Here is a 13,869-nt window from a genome sequence, read left to right as displayed (position 1 = left end):
TGTTTGCCGTCAGCGACTACATGATCGAACTCATCTGTCTCAGATCTTTCCGGTCGTCTCTCAGACCATGGCCTTCAGCACCGCGGCGGAGTCCGCGACCCAGCCGAAGATGCCGCCCTGGGCCTTGATCATCTTCAGGCCCATCTCGTGGAATTCCGGGAAGTAGGATGCGCAGCCATCGGAGATGACGACGCAGCGGTAGCCGCGGTCATTCGCCTCGCGCACGGTCGTGTTGACGCAGACCTCGGTGGTGACGCCGCACACCAGCAGGTTTTCGATGCCGTGCTGCTTCAGGACCTCGCCCATCTCGGTGGCGTAGAATGCGCCCTTGCCCGGCTTGTCGATCACCACCTCGCCGTCCGTGGGATAGAGCGCGGGAATGATGTCGTGCCCGGCCTCGCCGCGGATGAGGATGCGGCCCATCGGCCCGGGATCGCCGATGCGCAACGACGGTGCGCCGCGCTCGACCTTCGCCGGCGGCGCGTCGGAGAGATCAGGCTCGTGGCCTTCGCGCGTATGGATCACCAGCATCCCGGTCTTGCGGGCCGCCGCCAGCACACTGGCGATCGGCTCGACCGCGCGGGCGAGTTGCGAGACGTCGTTGCCCAACGTCTCGCCGAAGCCGCCCGGCTCCATGAAGTCGCGCTGCATGTCGATGATGACGAGCGCGGTCTTGGACAGATCGAGCGTGATCGGCTCCGGCTCGGCCGTGATCGTTGCGGTTGCCGATGCAGCTGGGTTCGCCATTGTCGCCGCGTGCCTCCCCGCGAGAATGCGTCGCAGGAGACGAAGCAAGCGCTATGCCATTGTGTACAATTGGGCAGACGACGACGGCGATCGCGAAGTACGAACTCATTCAATAGGTTGATCAGATCTTCGACGTTGCCCGCTTGCTGAGCAGGCTCGTTCAACGCGAAACTCAGCCCATTTATTGGGCCGCCATTGCATGCAACGATCACCGAGATGCATCGCCGTCAGTCAAAGATGAGACGGTGCGTTCATCCGTGATTTCTGGATTGAGCCGGGTCCGGCGCGACAGCAACGGTGTCATTCCGGGGCGCCCGCAGGGCGAGCCCGGAATCATTGGGCCACGGACCAAGCGGAGAGATGGATTCCGGGCTCGTGCTACGCACGCCCCGGAATGACGGAGGAGAGATATTGCCATCGTCGTGCAGCGTCCCGGCGGCAAGCAAATGGACCAGCAAAGCAGGCCTCCCCTCACATGGTCGGCCTCTCCGTCAACCCGCATCAAATTCCGATAAAAATAATCTACTTGCTATTTTTCGGAAATCATGATCATCTCCGCGCATCCCGCCTCGAGCAGAAGGGGCGTAGCGCGCGATCGTCACGACACGCGAGGCGGGGATGCGGTGGCCGCGAGAGATCGCAGCGTCTTCTTGACGAGGGCGCGGACGAACGATCGATCGCGGACGTGAAGTCGCAGCGTCCTGATACCCCGAAGCTGGTATCACCCGCGCAATGCGCAAGCCTTGTCGCGGCATGGTGGCCAACAAGCCGGCGCACCAGGGAGACTGCGTATAAGCGTGAAGACCATCGCGCAGGGAATGCCGGCGCGTTTCGGCTTTGCCTGTGGTACCTGCCGCCTGCATTTTTTTCGCAGGCGGGCCATGGGTGAGGCTGTCACCCGGCATTCCCTGCGCCCTCTGCATGTTTGTGAGGGACGAACGAAGCGAACAACTCGGGCGTCATCAGCCGCGAGAACGAGATGCCATGCTCATCGCCGCTTGACCCGTATCGCCGCCAAAACCACCGCCGTCGTCCCGGACAAGCCGCGTCGCGCCAGCGCGTCACGGCGCCGATCCGGGACCCATACTCCGCAGCAGATGTGTTGGGCAAAAAGCCAATGACCAGACTGCCTCAAACCGCTCTCTGGGGGTATGGGTCCCCGCTTTCGCGGGGACGACGGCGGTGTTTGCGGGTTGAGCTCAGCGTCCCAAGACGATCACGATGCCTGCCGCGCCGCCGGCTTGCGCTCCACCGGATGGATGTCGATGCCGCGCAGTCTGCCCAGCCGCAGCACGTCCATCGCCACCGTGCGGCCGATGCGATCGCGGTCGAGGACGCGGATCAGATCGTCGACGCCGTTGATGTCGACGCCGTCGAGCTTGATCACGACGTCGCCCGGCAACAGGCCGGCGCGTGCCGCCGGCCCGTCCGGCTCGATCTGCATCAAGAGCGCGCCCATCTTGTTCTCGACGCCGGCGAGCACGGCATGACGCCGCGGCACCGGCGCGGTCTGGCCGGACACGCCGATATAGGCGCGGCGGACATAGCCGTGGCGGATGATCTCCGACAGCACGAACTGCGCGGTGTTGCTGGCGACCGCGAAGCAGATGCCCTGCGCGCCCTGGATGATGGCGGTGTTGATGCCGATCACCTCGGCGGCCGACGACACCAGCGCGCCACCGGAATTGCCGGGGTTGAGCGCGGCATCGGTCTGGATGACGTCCTCGATCATCCGGCCCGACACCGAGCGGATCGAGCGGCCCAGCGCGGAGACGACGCCGGCCGTGACGGTCGACTCGAAGCCCAGCGGATTGCCGATCGCGACCACGAGCTGCCCGCGCCGCAGGCTCTTCGAATTGCCGAGCGACGCGTAGCGCAGATCGCGCGCATGGTTGGCGCGCAGCAGCGCGAGATCCGTGTCCGGATCGACGCCCAGCACCTGCGCATCGGTGACGATCCCCTCGGCATCGCGCAGCCGGATGGCCTTGGAGGCGCCGACGACATGGCTGTTGGTCAGCACCAGTCCATCCGGCGAGATCACGATGCCGGAGCCGAGGCCGCCGCGCTCGGCACGGGAGCCTGCTTTGGGGCCGGTCTCGACGCGCACGACGGCGGGGCCGACGCGCTCGGTGACGTCGATGACGGCGTTGGAGTAGGCGTCGAGCAGCACCCGGTCATCGACGGGGACGGCAGAAGACGCTTGCGCCGGCGACAGGGCGTCGCCGGCGACATCGGAGGTGAAATCCAGCATGATGTAATTCCTTCGTAACGTCAGATGGGTAGCTGGCCGCTCCAGTGCAAGACGGGGCATTCGTGCCGAACCCGGCGGCCCTTGGCGAGACTCATGCTCGATGTGATAGGACTTCAATCGGATATTTCATGATTGTGATTGCGGGAGGAACCATGCGGCTGCGAGACCGGCTATTGTCGTTGTGCGGAGCCATCGTCATCGGGGCCGGCATGACCGGGGCTGCGCTGGCTGCGAGCGCCACGGTGCGCAGCGGTGACACGATCCAGCTCGGCGACGTCGTGTATCGACTGGACGGCATCGATGCACCCGAGGTCGATCAGCTGTGCATCGACGACCGCGCCGACCCCTGGAGCTGCGGCGTCGAGGCGCGCGAGCAGCTCGGCAAGCTGATTGGCGGACGCTCGGTGCGCTGCGACGATCTCGGTCCGGACAAGCCGCTGAAGACCCGCAAGGTCGGGCTGTGCACCATCGACGGCGACAAGGTCAGCCTGAACCAGCAGGTCGCGCGCTCGGGCTATGCCGTGAGCGCCGACCCGGGCACGAAATATCGCGCCAAGGACGATGTCACGGCGGCCAGGGAGGCGTTGCGCGGCCTCTGGAAAGGCTGCTTCGTCGCACCGGCCGAGTTCCGCACCGACAAGAAGGACGGTGCCCTGCTCGGCTCGGCCTGCCGCGCCGACCGCGACCGCGAGATCCGCGCCGTGCTGTTCCCGGATGCGCCGAGCGCGCCGCCCGGCTGCACCATCAAGGGCAAGTTCGCGGTACGCGCCCGCGTCACCGGCAACATCGGCATCTATCATCTGCAGGGCTGCCCGAGCTATCCCGCGACCACCGAGCCCGACCGCTGGTTCTGCTCCGAGGACGACGCCCGCGCCGCCGGCTTCCGCCGCGCCTTCAATTGCCGCGCGGCGAAAAAGTGATGAAGACGCGCTGGCGCCAGCGCAATCCGAACCGTTCGTACGGCCGCTGGATTGCTTCGCTGCGCTGGCAATGACGGCCGTGGCGGGCACCGAGCTCGACAGCCTCCGTCATCGCGAGCGCAAGCGAAGCGATCCAGGGGCTCAGGACAGACTTCGAGTTACCCTGCCCTCACCACGACGGCCGGAGAACGGCAGGATGTCAGTGCTGCATCTGCATCAGCTGATCCATCGGCATCATGTTGTGGTTGAGGTTCGCCATGATCCACAGCGAGCCGCCGACGACGAGCAGGACGATCAGCAGTCCGAAGGCGAGCGCCAGCACGTTGTTGGTGTTGTCCGGCCCTGTCGTGATGTGCAGGAAGAACACGAGGTGCACGCCCATCTGCGCGATCGCCAGCACGATCAGCGCCACCGGGATCGAGGGCTGCCAGACGAGGTTGGTCCCGGCGATGAAGAACGAGGTCGCCGTCAGCAGCACCGCAAGCCCGAGACCGGCGAGGTAGAACAGGATGCGCGAGCGCAGATCGCCGTGCTGCTGCTCGCCCGGCGCGAGATCGCCGCGATCGTCGAATTCCTGGGCGTGATCGGTCATGTCGCACTCCCGAGCAGATAGACCACGGAGAACACCGCGACCCAGATGATGTCGAGCGCATGCCAGAACAGTGCAAAGCACAGGATCCGGCGCTCGATGTCGGCGCGAAAGCCCTTGGCCACGACCTGGGCCATCATGGTCAGCAGCCAGAGAATGCCGGCGGCCACGTGCAGGCCATGGCAGCCGACCAGGGTGAAGAACGCCGAGAGGAAGGCGCTGCGGCTCGGTCCGTCGCCGCGTCCGACCAGCTCCACGAACTCGCGCACTTCCAGCAGCAGGAAGCCGGCGCCGAGCAGCCCGGTGACAGCCATCGCGACCTGGAACCAGAGCCGGTTGTGCCGGTCGGCGGCGATGCTCGCCATGCCGCAGGTGAAGCTCGACAGCAGCAGCAAGCCGGTCTCGATCGCGACGTTCCCGATATCGAACAGCTCGGCACCGCCTGGGCCGCCGGCCGTCGCGTCCGACAGCACCGCGAAGCTCGCGAAGAAGCACGAGAACATCACGATGTCGGACAGCAGGAAGATCCAGAAGCCGAATCCGGTCACGATCCGCTTCGGCGCCGGCCCCGGATGTTCGGTGGCGCGCAGATGATGCGGATCGGCATAGGCAGTCGCCTGCGCGACGGTGGTCACCGACATCGGAGCACTCCGGCTGCAAACAGATCAGCGGGCATGAGAGGCTGCGCCTTCCGGTCGCGACTTGTTCTCGCTGAGCTGCGGTCCCGGCGCCGGCGGAATCTTCTGGCTGGCGATCTTGCCGAACAGCCCGGGGTCGGCGAGCCGGTACGTCCTCGGTGTCTTCTCCACGGATTGCACCGCGAGCTGCGTGTAGCTCGCCTCGTCCAGCACTTGGTCGGTCTTGGCCGTATTCGCGGCCCAGTTGGAGAAGTCGGGCTGCGACACGACGTGAGTGTCGAACATCATGTCGGGAAAGCCGTCGCCGCTGAAATGCGAGGCGAGGCCCCTGTAGGTGCCGACATGATCGCCACGCAGGTTGAGCCGCGTCACCATGCCGTTCATGGTGTAGATCATGCCGCCGAGCTGCGGGATGAAGAACGCGGTCATGACGCTGCCCGAGGTGAGCTCGAAGCGCAGCGGCGCGCCGATCGGCACCGTGAGACTGTTGACGGTCGCGATGCGCTGGTCGGGATAGATGAACAACCACTTCCAGTCGAGCGAGACCGCCTGGATGCGGATAGGCAGCCCGGTGCCTTCGACCGGCTTGCCCGGATCGAGATCGTGCGAGCCGATCCAGGCGACGCCGCCGAGCAGGATCACGGTGAGCGCCGGGATCGACCACACCACGAGCTCGGCCGCGCCGGAATAGGCGAAGTCGGGCCGGTAGCGCGCCTTGCCGTTGGAACTGCGGAACCAGTAGGCGAAGGCGAGGACGGCGATCGAGGTCGGGACGATGATCGCCAGCATGATGATGACGGAGTCGATCAGGATCGTCTGCTGGGCGGCGGCGATCGGTCCTTTCGGATCGAAGATGTTCATGCGGTCATCCGGCGTTCAACCCCGCTCCCAACCACTCTTGGCTGCGGAGGTTCCTGCGCCGGAAGCTCAGCGGCTGACGCGCCAGATCGTGCCGTTGCCATCCTCGGAGATCAGCAGGCTGCCGTCGCGCGCGACGGTGACGCCGACCGGCCGGCCCCAGACCTCGCGGTCGTTGACGACGAAGCCGGTGACGAAGTCCTCGTATTCGCCGGTGGGCACGCCGTCCTTCAGCCGGACGCGGATGACCTTGTAGCCGGTGCGCTTCGAGCGGTTCCAGGAGCCGTGCTCGGCCGCAAAGGCGTCACCGCGATACTCCGGCGGGAACAGCGTGCCGTCATAGAAGGTCAGCCCGAGCGAAGCCGAATGGGGCTGCAGCAGCACGTCGGGGACCGTGATCTTGCCCTTGAGGTCCGGGCGCTCCCCGGCATGACGGGGGTCGGAGTTGTCGCCCATGTAGTACCATGGCCAGCCAAAGAAGCTGCCCTCGTTCACGCGCGTGACATAGTCCGGCACGAGATCGTCGCCAAGCCCGTCGCGCTCATTGGTCGAGCACCACGGCACACCCGTCGCCGGCTGGATGGCGAGGCCGACGCAGTTGCGGATACCGGTCGCGAACAGGCTCCGGTTCTTGCCGTCGGGATCGAAGGCCAGCACGCCGGCGCGGTCGCTCTCCCCGCCCCAGGCCGCGCCCAGCGGATGCGCCTTGATCCAGGCGGCCAGCCCGCCGGCCGGCTCGCCCAGATTTTCGCCGACATTGCCGGCGGAGCCGACCGAGACCAGCATGCGCTTGTCGTCCCGGGTGAACACGATATCGCGCGTGGAATGGCCGTAGCCGGCGGGCAAATCGGGGACGACCACCTGCAACGAACCGGACGCCTTCATGTCGCCGGCACGATAGGGAAAGCGCATGACGCGCTCGGTGCTGGCGACATAGACCCATTGCGGATCGCGACTTGGATAGAAGGCGATGCCGAAGGGATGGCCGAGCCGGTCGGCGAAGATCTCGCTCGCAACCACCTTGCTGCCGTCCTCGCTGGGACGCAGCACGCGGACACGCCCTGCCCGGGTCTCGGCGACGAAGATGTCGCCGTTCGGCGCGGTGCGGATGATGCGCGGCCCGCTCAGCCCTTCGGCGAACAGGGCGATCTTGAAGCCGTCGGACACCCGGGGCACAGCCGAGGCCGGCCGCTGCACCACACGCGAGACGTTGGCGGCCGAGGCTGTCGCACCGGGCTTGGGCAGGTCCTCGGGACGGATCAGCCTGATGGTGCCGGGCGTGTCGCTCTGCCAGCTGCCAAACGCGTCCCTGCCCTTGAGCACAGCAGGCTCGGCGGCAGCCGCGCTCGCGAGCACCGTGCCGAACATGGCCGCAATCATCCGTCTCATCATGCCGTCCTCGCGCGTCGCAAGCCGCCGGCAGCCTACCCTGGTCCCGGCCCGGAGATCACGTGTCGCGGCGATGTGACGCGATCACGACAGCGCGCCGAGCACGCCGCGCGTCGCCTGGTCGATCTCCTCGACATAGCGGCGGCGCGCGAACGACTCGGTCAGGAAGCCGATCACTTTGCGGCTGTTCTCCGACTCCAGGACCGCCAGCACCTCGGCGCCGGAATCGTCGAAGATCTTCATCGCCGTCTTGACGTTCATTTCGGGCAACAGCGCGACCTCGAAATATTTCGCCAGCTCGACCACCTGGATCTCGTCGGCGATGGAGTCCAATTCGCCGGAGAACAGATCGGGCAGCGACACCAGCCCGCAATAATCGTCGCTGTTGTTCACCACCACCACCGCCTGGCGCGTCCCCAGCGCGAACTCGCGACGGCAGGCGGCGATGCTCGTCGTGGTCGGCACCTTGGCGACGTCGGAGCGCATCAGACGCTCGACGGTGAGATTGCGCAGCCAGCCGACATCGTTGGCGCTGCGGATGGTCTCGCCGCGCAGATGCAGGCGCCAGGTCGAGAACGAGTGCCCGAACAGCACGCGGACGCACACCGAGGTCACGATGCAGGCGGCGAGCACCACGGCCGTGACGTCGACGCTGCGGGTCATCTCCAGCACCAGGAACGACATCGTCAGCGGCCCGCCGACGATGGCCACCCCCAGCGTGGCCATGCCCGTCAGCATCGCCACCATGGGATCGAGCGCGAGCCCGTGTCCTGCGAGCGCAAGCAGACCCGCGAACAGCTTGCCGAGCAGGCTGCCGATGAACAGCGATGCGAAGAACAGGCCGCCGCGGAAGCCCGAGGCCAGCGAGATCAGGCAGGCGGCGAGCTTCAGCACGATGATGGTGGCGATCATGCCAAGCGCCATCTCGCGGTGCAGGTCGAGCAGCATCGCACCGTGCCCGGCCGCCAGAACCTGCGGCGTCACGATGGCCATGGCGCCGACGCACACCCCGCCGATCACCGGGCGCAGCCAGACCGGAATGCGGACGAACAGCCGCTCCACCGCGGGCGAGGCGCGCATCACCATGATGCCGATGCCGGCGACGACCAGCGCCAGCACGAACAGCGCGATGTATTGCTCGAAGCCGACGGCACCGACCTTCTGAATCTCGAGCGAGTACGGCGCGCCTGCAAGGTACTGCGAGGTCAGCGCGCCGGCCAGCGAGGCGGCCAGGATGGGAGCAGCGCTGCCGACCGAGTAGACGCCGACGATCAGCTCGCAGGCGTAGAACGCCCCGGTGATCGGCGCGCCGAACGCGGCCGCGATCGCCGCGGCCGCACCGCAGCCGAGGATCAGGCGGAGATCGTTGCGGCGAAGCGTGAGATACTGTCCGAGCAGCGAGGCGACACCGGCGCCGATCTGGGTATAGCCGGCCTCCAGTCCCACCGAGGCGCCGGACCCGTTGGAGACCAGGGTCTGGCCGCTCACCACGATGCTGTCGCGCATCGACAGCCGCCCGCCGCGCAGCGCATTGGCTTCGACGGGGTCGACGGCAGGCGCGATCTTCCAGCGCCGTCGCAGCCACTCCATGAGGCCGAGCGCGAGGCCGCCGAGAGCCGGAGCGATCAGCGCAATCACCGGGTTGACCCAGGCGTTCGCGCTGAGCCGAACGTCGATCGGGATGCCGTAGATGATCATATGGGCGAGCTGCGCGATCAGGCTCATCACCGTCACGATTCCGCCCGTCATGACGCCGATCACCAGCGCCAGCGGTATCAGGTAGAACTCGTTGCTGCGCAGCAGTGCCCGCAGCCGCGTGACCAGCCGGTTCGAGGCCTTGCGATCGATGATATGCGACAGGGTCGAGAGCACGAGAGCCGTTTCTTCTAAGATGAGGCCTCTCGGTGGCAATAACCTGTCGCAACTAGCGGAACAAGCGCGAATTCCTTTCCAGTCGAAACGTGGTTGACCGGTCCGGAAAGTGGAACCGCCACGGCCCGCCCGGGAGGAGCGAAACAACAACGGCGCCCAGCGGCGAAAGTCGCAAACTCCAAAACGTCAGCGCCCGCTGCGGAGCGGTCGCAGCGGGCGCACGGACTGCAAGATGAGATCATGCAGATGAGACCAGCCGCCTCACACCCGCTCGATGATGATCGCCGGGGCCATGCCGCCGGCCGCGCACATCGTGACCAGGCCGCGCTTGAGATCACGCCGCTCCAATTCGTCCAGCAAGGTGCCGATCAGGATCGAACCGGTGGCGCCGATCGGATGCCCCAGCGCGATCGAGCCGCCGTTCACATTGACCTTGGCGCGATCGAGCTTGAGGTCACGGATGTACTTCTCGGCCACGACCGCGAACGCCTCGTTGATCTCAAACAGGTCGATGTCGTCCAGCGTGAGCCCGGCCTTGGCCAGCACCTTGCGGGTCGCCGGCACCGGCGCGTTCAGCATCAGCGTCGGATCATCGCCCATATTGGCCATCGCCACGACGCGCGCGCGGGGCTTGAGGCCGTGCGCCCTGGCGTAGGATGGCGATGCCAGGAGGATCGCAGCCGAGCCATCGACCACGCCGGAGGAATTGCCGGCGTGGTGCATGAACTCGATCTCGAGGCCGGGATAGCGCTGCAGGATCAGACCCCGATAGGTGGTGCCCTTGTCGTCGAGCGCATAATCGGCGACCGCCGGGAACGCCGGCTTCAGCCCGGCCAGCGCCTCGGCGGTGGTCTGCGGCCGTGGATACTCCTCGTGGTCGAGCGCCAGGCTGCCGTCGTCGCGATGGACCGGCACCAGGCTCTTGTTGAAATGCCCGGCCTGGATCGCCGCGGCCGCACGCTTCTGGCTCTCCAGCCCGAGAGCGTCGACGTCGGCGCGGGTGATGCCTTCCATGGTGGCAATGGCATCGGCGCAGACGCCCTGATGCGACTGCGGATGCAGCGCGCGCAGATGCAGATTGCCGGCATCCATCATCAGCGGCCCCTCGCCGCGCCGGCCCTCCATCGACATCATCTCGCAGCCGCCGGCGATGACGAGATCCTCTTGTCCCGCCATGATCGAGCTTGCTGCGATGTTGACGCTGGTGATGCCGGAGCCGCAGAAGCGGTCGAGCGTGACGCCGGAGGCGCGGATGTCGTAGCCGGCATCGAGTGCCGACATGCGGCCGAGGTCGCCGCTCTGGGGGCCGCGCTGCGACGAGCAGCCCCAGATGATGTCGTCGACATCGGCGGTGTTGATGCCGGTCCGGTCGGCCAGCGCGCGCAGCACGGTGGCGCCGAGGTGCTGGGGATGCAGCCCGGCGAGCGCGCCCTTGCCCGCCTTGCCGATGCCGCGCGGGGTCCTGCAAGCGTCGATGATGAGCGCGTCGACCATGGTGTTTCCTTTGCCCGATGTTGCCGTTGGTTTGGCCGCCGCACAGCACCGGCACGACGGCCTTTGTGATCGCATAGCATTGCGCGTGCGGTCCCCACAACGCCGCTTCAGGCTGCCGGCGCATGACCAGAACGCACACCATAGCGTTGATGCAACTTGCCTTTCCGCCGTGCGAACAATCCAGCGGCGCTGCGCGATGGAAGCCCGTTCCAGCAGATTGGTCGAAGCGCCGCCTGCGCTCGCGCGCATGCGCTGCAATGCACCTCGAACCGCCGTGCCCGCCGCCTTGCCGATCTGGCTACAGAGCATTGTCCAACCAAGAGAACTGACCGTTCGCCCAATGCTTCTTGTCATATTCCGAAGGCTGCCAGATCTTCGCGCCTGGAACGGATCGGATCAACGTGATCGGCCGCTGCAAACACCGACACCCTAAGGCGCCGGATCGGGCGCGGCGGCGTGAAGATAGCGAACACGAAAGCGACCGGCGGCAGGCGACGTCTGCCCGTGACGTCGATGATTTCTAGGGAAGGACACTGCGATGTTGCGACGAGATCTGCTGGCCACCATGGCCGGACTGGGTACGGCCACCGTGCTCGGCACGGTCCCCGCGCCACTTGCTGCCGAGGAGGCCAAGATCCCCACCATTGCGGGCCCCGATCCTGCCACCAAGACCCCGAGCTTCAAGGCGCCGCCGGGCAGCGTCGACACCCACACCCACATCTTCGGGCCGGCATCGACCTACCCGTTCTCGCCGACCCGTCCCTACACCCCGCCCGATGCGTCGCTGGAGATGTTCCGAGCGCTGCATGCGAAGATTGGGGTCGAGCGCGCGGTCATCGTCAATGCTACGGTCCACGGCACCGACAATCGCGTCGTCACCGACGCGATTGCGCAGAGCAACGGCAATTACAAGGGCGTCGCCAACATCAATGCGGCGATGTCGGAGGCCGACCTTGCAGCGCTCGGCAAGGCCGGCATCTGCGCCTGTCGGTTTGCCTTCCTGCGCCGGCTCGGCGGGGTTGGTGACATGAAGGTGTTTCGCACGCTGGTCGACCGTGTCGCGGCGATCGGCTGGCATGTCGACATCTACCTCGAGGCCGGCACGATCCAGGAGTTCGTGCCGATCCTGAAGGCGCTGCCGGTGACGTATGTGATCGACCACATGGGTACGATCAGCGCCGCGAAAGGCATCGACGACGCGGAGTTCAAGGCGCTGCTCGACCTGCAGGCCGGCGACGACAGGTGCTGGGTCAAGATCACCGGTCCGGAGCGCGCTTCCGCCGGTGCACCGTTCCACGACGCCGTGCCGTTCGCCCGGAAGCTGATCGACAACGCGCCGGATCGCGTCATCTGGGGCACCGACTGGCCGCACCCGAACGTCAAGATCATGCCCAATGACGGTGATCTGGTCGATCTGATCCCGCTGTACGCCCCGGACGCCGCCGTTCAGCGAAAGCTGCTTGTCAGCAATCCCGAACGGCTGTTCAAGTTCGAGCCCAGGAGCTGAGTCACAACCGGCTCCAGCTTCAAGCCCCTCATCGACAGGACCGATCATGACTGCCACGACCCTCGCCGCCGACAGCAAAGCAGGCAGCCGCCGCGCCTGGTGGAAGGAGTTGTGGGTCCAGGTCATGATCGCGATGGCTGCGGGCATCCTGCTCGGCGCGGTGAAGCCGGATCTCGGCGCGCAGATGCAGCCGCTCGGCGATGCCTTCATCAAGGCGATCCGGATGCTGATCGCGCCGATCATCTTCTGCACGGTGGTGAACGGCATCGCCCACATGGCGGACATGGCCAAGGTGGGCCGCGTCGCGATCAAGGCGCTGGTCTATTTCGAGGTGATCACGACGCTCGCGCTGATCATCGGGCTCGCCGCAGTCAATCTCTTCCAGCCCGGCGCCGGGATGAACATCGACCCGGCCACGATCAACTCCGCGGTCATCGAGCCCTACGTCAAGCAGACCGCGGCCGTCGGCCTGGTGCCGTTCCTGCTCAACATCATCCCGCAAACCTTCGTCGGCGCGTTCGCGGAAGGCAACATCCTGCAGGTGCTGTTCATCTCGGTCATGTCAGGCTTTGCTTTGATCTGGCTCGGTGATCGCGCCAAGCCGGCGACCGACGTGATCGAGGTCGCCGGACAGATGATCTTCGGCGTGGTCAGGATCGTGATGTGGGCAGCGCCGCTCGGCGCCTTCGGCGCCATTGCGTTTACCGTCGGCAAGTTCGGCATCGGTTCACTGGCGAAGCTCGGCCTGCTGCTCGGCAGCTTCTATCTGACCTGCCTGATCTTCATCGCCGGGGTGCTCGGTCCCATCGCCGCCTTCACCGGGTTCAGCCTCTGGAAGCTGATCCGCTACCTCCGCGACGAAGTGCTGGTCTGCATCGCGACCACCTCGTCCGAGACGGTCTTGCCGCGGATGCTGGCCAAGATGGAGGCCGCAGGCTGTGAGCGCAGCATCGTCGGGCTGGTGATCCCGACCGGCTATTCATTCAATCTCGACGGCACCTGCCTCTACCTCGCCACTGCCGCGGTCTTCCTGGCGCAGGCCACCAACACCCAGTTGGACATCGGCCATCAGATCGGGCTGCTGCTGATTCTGCTGGTGACGTCCAAAGGTGCAGCGGGCATCGCCGGCGCCGCCTTCGTCGTGCTGGCCGCAACGCTCGCGGCCACCGGCACCATCCCCGTCGCCAGCGTCGCGCTGGTGCTCGGCATTCATCGCCTGATGTCGCAGGGGCTGACGCCGACCAACCTGATCGGCAACGCAGTGGCGACCATCGTGATCGCGAGGTGGGAGAACGCGCTGGATACGACGCGCTTGAAGCAGACGCTCGATGGCGACGAGACGGCAATTGTTGCAAATTGAAATCATCGGCGCAGGCACGACGCTGCTCTCGCCGCATTGATGCCGGTCAAATGGCGCATGACCTAAAATTAATAGTTCTGTTCTTCGTTCGACCGGCACGCTCAGCTAATAAGTAGCGGCGAAGCGGTGGATGCAGATTGCACCGCCGCTCAGCGAGAAACGATCGGACATGGTCGATGAGCGAACGCCCGGGGACAACAGTCCCGACGCATCACGCCATGTGCCGGACGGTCATTCGGAGACG

At 66.1% G+C, this 13,869-nt stretch carries 11 protein-coding genes; 3 read left to right on the top strand and 8 right to left on the bottom strand.

Features of this window, described 5'->3' with window-relative positions; genetic code table 11:
* Window positions 1-60 precede the first annotated feature (60 nt).
* Window positions 61-747 (bottom strand): isochorismatase family cysteine hydrolase, encoded by a 687-nt coding sequence (locus QXZ94_RS02310; RefSeq protein WP_315719059.1) that lies wholly within the window; start codon window positions 745-747, stop codon window positions 61-63.
* 1,216 nt (window positions 748-1,963) lie between these two features.
* Window positions 1,964-2,998, bottom strand: coding sequence for a S1C family serine protease (locus tag QXZ94_RS02305; protein WP_315719058.1), 1,035 nt, complete (start codon window positions 2,996-2,998; stop codon window positions 1,964-1,966).
* A 152-nt stretch (window positions 2,999-3,150) separates the two neighbouring features.
* Between QXZ94_RS02305 and QXZ94_RS02300 the strand changes: the two genes are divergently transcribed.
* Window positions 3,151-3,918, top strand: coding sequence for a thermonuclease family protein (locus QXZ94_RS02300; protein ID WP_315719057.1), 768 nt, complete (start codon window positions 3,151-3,153; stop codon window positions 3,916-3,918).
* A 199-nt stretch (window positions 3,919-4,117) separates the two neighbouring features.
* Here the strand turns inward: QXZ94_RS02300 and cyoD are convergent, their stop codons facing one another.
* The 6 genes from cyoD to QXZ94_RS02270 all read right to left on the bottom strand — a co-directional run bounded on the left by cyoD (window position 4,118) and on the right by QXZ94_RS02270 (window position 10,758).
* Window positions 4,118-4,510: a cytochrome o ubiquinol oxidase subunit IV gene (cyoD, locus tag QXZ94_RS02295; RefSeq protein WP_315719056.1), complete on the bottom strand. Its 393-nt coding sequence runs from the start codon at window positions 4,508-4,510 to the stop codon at window positions 4,118-4,120.
* The gene (gene cyoC / locus QXZ94_RS02290) at window positions 4,507-5,148 is read right to left on the bottom strand and encodes a cytochrome o ubiquinol oxidase subunit III (RefSeq protein WP_315719055.1); all 642 of its coding nucleotides are present in this window, start codon (window positions 5,146-5,148) and stop codon (window positions 4,507-4,509) included. The genes cyoD and cyoC overlap by 4 nt, the downstream gene beginning before the upstream one ends.
* Window positions 5,149-5,172: 24 nt before the next feature.
* Window positions 5,173-6,006 (bottom strand): cytochrome ubiquinol oxidase subunit II, encoded by an 834-nt coding sequence (locus QXZ94_RS02285; RefSeq protein ID WP_315719054.1) that lies wholly within the window; start codon window positions 6,004-6,006, stop codon window positions 5,173-5,175.
* A 66-nt stretch (window positions 6,007-6,072) separates the two neighbouring features.
* Window positions 6,073-7,392, bottom strand: coding sequence for a PQQ-dependent sugar dehydrogenase (locus QXZ94_RS02280; protein WP_409998727.1), 1,320 nt, complete (start codon window positions 7,390-7,392; stop codon window positions 6,073-6,075).
* 84 nt (window positions 7,393-7,476) lie between these two features.
* Window positions 7,477-9,264, bottom strand: a complete 1,788-nt coding sequence (locus QXZ94_RS02275) for a chloride channel protein (RefSeq protein ID WP_172111877.1) — start codon at window positions 9,262-9,264, stop codon at window positions 7,477-7,479.
* Window positions 9,265-9,525: 261 nt separating this feature from the next.
* Window positions 9,526-10,758 carry an acetyl-CoA C-acetyltransferase gene (locus QXZ94_RS02270; protein WP_315719052.1) on the bottom strand — a complete coding sequence of 411 codons (1,233 nt, stop codon included), beginning with the start codon at window positions 10,756-10,758 and terminating at the stop codon, window positions 9,526-9,528.
* A gap of 538 nt (window positions 10,759-11,296) precedes the next feature.
* Between QXZ94_RS02270 and QXZ94_RS02265 the strand changes: the two genes are divergently transcribed.
* Both QXZ94_RS02265 and dctA read left to right on the top strand, forming a co-directional pair.
* Window positions 11,297-12,265 carry an amidohydrolase family protein gene (locus tag QXZ94_RS02265; RefSeq protein ID WP_315719051.1) on the top strand — a complete coding sequence of 323 codons (969 nt, stop codon included), beginning with the start codon at window positions 11,297-11,299 and terminating at the stop codon, window positions 12,263-12,265.
* A gap of 46 nt (window positions 12,266-12,311) precedes the next feature.
* The gene (dctA, locus tag QXZ94_RS02260; protein WP_315719050.1) at window positions 12,312-13,625 is read left to right on the top strand and encodes a C4-dicarboxylate transporter DctA; all 1,314 of its coding nucleotides are present in this window, start codon (window positions 12,312-12,314) and stop codon (window positions 13,623-13,625) included.
* Window positions 13,626-13,869 lie beyond the last annotated feature (244 nt).

The organism is Bradyrhizobium sp. SZCCHNS2022 (genome assembly GCF_032377575.1).
Lineage (GTDB): Bacteria > Pseudomonadota > Alphaproteobacteria > Rhizobiales > Xanthobacteraceae > Bradyrhizobium > Bradyrhizobium aeschynomenes.
The sequence above is the reverse complement of the archived record's forward strand: the minus strand, read 5'-3'. Positions and strand labels throughout refer to the sequence as shown.

What these genes read in the sequence shown, in the direction of transcription:
- QXZ94_RS02300 (WP_315719057.1), top strand. Translation starts at nt 3,151, where the DNA reads ATGCGGCTGCGAGACCGGCTATTGTCGTTGTGCGGAGCCATCGTCATC.
- QXZ94_RS02280 (WP_409998727.1), bottom strand. Translation starts at nt 7,392, where the DNA reads ATGAGACGGATGATTGCGGCCATGTTCGGCACGGTGCTCGCGAGCGCG.
- QXZ94_RS02270 (WP_315719052.1), bottom strand. Translation starts at nt 10,758, where the DNA reads ATGGTCGACGCGCTCATCATCGACGCTTGCAGGACCCCGCGCGGCATC.
- cyoD (WP_315719056.1), bottom strand. Translation starts at nt 4,510, where the DNA reads ATGACCGATCACGCCCAGGAATTCGACGATCGCGGCGATCTCGCGCCG.
- QXZ94_RS02305 (WP_315719058.1), bottom strand. Translation starts at nt 2,998, where the DNA reads ATGCTGGATTTCACCTCCGATGTCGCCGGCGACGCCCTGTCGCCGGCG.
- QXZ94_RS02285 (WP_315719054.1), bottom strand. Translation starts at nt 6,006, where the DNA reads ATGAACATCTTCGATCCGAAAGGACCGATCGCCGCCGCCCAGCAGACG.
- dctA (WP_315719050.1), top strand. Translation starts at nt 12,312, where the DNA reads ATGACTGCCACGACCCTCGCCGCCGACAGCAAAGCAGGCAGCCGCCGC.
- QXZ94_RS02310 (WP_315719059.1), bottom strand. Translation starts at nt 747, where the DNA reads ATGGCGAACCCAGCTGCATCGGCAACCGCAACGATCACGGCCGAGCCG.
- QXZ94_RS02265 (WP_315719051.1), top strand. Translation starts at nt 11,297, where the DNA reads ATGTTGCGACGAGATCTGCTGGCCACCATGGCCGGACTGGGTACGGCC.
- cyoC (WP_315719055.1), bottom strand. Translation starts at nt 5,148, where the DNA reads ATGTCGGTGACCACCGTCGCGCAGGCGACTGCCTATGCCGATCCGCAT.